Origin of the sequence: Vibrio sp. HI00D65 (assembly GCF_001635455.1) — a bacterium.
GTDB lineage: Bacteria > Pseudomonadota > Gammaproteobacteria > Enterobacterales > Vibrionaceae > Vibrio.
In genome coordinates this window covers 1-272 of record NZ_LWEH01000167.1, presented here as the reverse complement: position 1 = coordinate 272, position 272 = coordinate 1, and the positions used below count along the sequence as shown (strand labels likewise).

The following is a 272-nucleotide window of genomic DNA, read 5'->3' as shown; positions in this document are numbered from 1 at the left end:
CACAGCAACTCAATCAAGCAGTCCTAAGACTGATCGGTAATCAAACCGCGATTGGTGACGGCATTGGACTGGCGACCAAGACCTTTGTTGATAGTGATGCACCTCAACGTGTGATGGTACTACTCAGCGACGGCAGTAATACCGCTGGGGTATTAGACCCATTAGAGGCTGCAGATATTGCCAAGAAGTACAACGCAACTATCTACACCATCGGTGTTGGCGCAGGTGAAATGGTGGTTAAAGAGTTCTTCATGAGCCGTAAAGTAAACACC

At 48.2% G+C, this 272-nt stretch carries 1 protein-coding gene; it reads left to right on the top strand.

Annotated elements, in window-relative coordinates:
- Window positions 1–272, top strand: a 272-nt coding sequence (locus tag A3712_RS14395) for a VWA domain-containing protein (RefSeq protein WP_157618764.1), incomplete at both ends; no start/stop codon positions are given.